This window comes from Synechococcus lacustris str. Tous, assembly GCF_003011125.1.
In the GTDB taxonomy this organism is placed as follows: Bacteria; Cyanobacteriota; Cyanobacteriia; order PCC-6307; family Cyanobiaceae; genus Synechococcus_D; species Synechococcus_D lacustris.
The window spans coordinates 1-786 of the sequence record NZ_PXVC01000262.1; the positions used below are offsets into that span (position 1 = coordinate 1).

The window sequence follows — 786 nt, forward strand, 5'->3', positions numbered from 1 at the left end:
GGTAAACACAGATAGCTTCCTGATCGCCACTCCAGGCTTCCAGAGCTGCATCGAAGAAAGGGCAGAAATCGGTACCGCCGCCGCCTTCCGGCCGAGGGATTTCGTGCATGCTCCCGATTTCATAGGGCCCGTAGCATTCGTCATCGGCATACCAAAGCCTGCAATCGAGCATCGGGTATGAGGAGAGTATGCCGCTCACCTCGCCAATAAACAATGACATCTGCTCATCGTCGATCGAGCCGCTGGTGTCAATGCAGACAAACACCTGCACACTTTCACCCTCAAGGTGATCGAGATAAAGGCCGCAATGTAGAAAGCGCCGATCAAATCCACTGAAATCTGTGGGGGTACGCACTAAATAGCGCCAAAGCTGTGATCGCCAGTCGATTTGAGGATCAGCTACCTCACCAAGATGGCGCAGCATCCCTGCCGGCAGGCTGCCCTGGCCCTGACTGCTGGCCAGCACCAGTGCTTGCTGGATCGCCTGTTTCCAGTGGGCTTCTAGGGCGCTGCGATCGTTGAGGTCGTGCAACTCACTGGTGAGACCGTTGCCATCACCACCTTTCTTCCCTTCAGCCTCTCCTTCCTGCTGCTCGGTTCCTGATCCCATTGATCCAGGCTTCAGTAGATCGGCCAGGGGCAATTTGGGCTGCTTTTTCTTGGTGTTCTTCTGCAGCAGCTCGTAGATCTCCTCGACGCTGAGATGTTCAAGCTTGGTGTCACGGATCGCACCTTTAGGCAGCTCAACGCTTTGCTCCGCTGCCACCATTCCGTTCACCACAATGT

General features: G+C 55.5%; 1 protein-coding gene. It reads right to left on the reverse strand.

The genetic code is table 11. The features are described 5' to 3' along the window. A partial coding sequence (locus tag C7K08_RS14790) for a VWA-like domain-containing protein (RefSeq protein WP_241537299.1) occupies positions 1–769 on the reverse strand: 769 nt, incomplete at its 3' end. Positions 770–786: the final 17 nt, after the last annotated feature.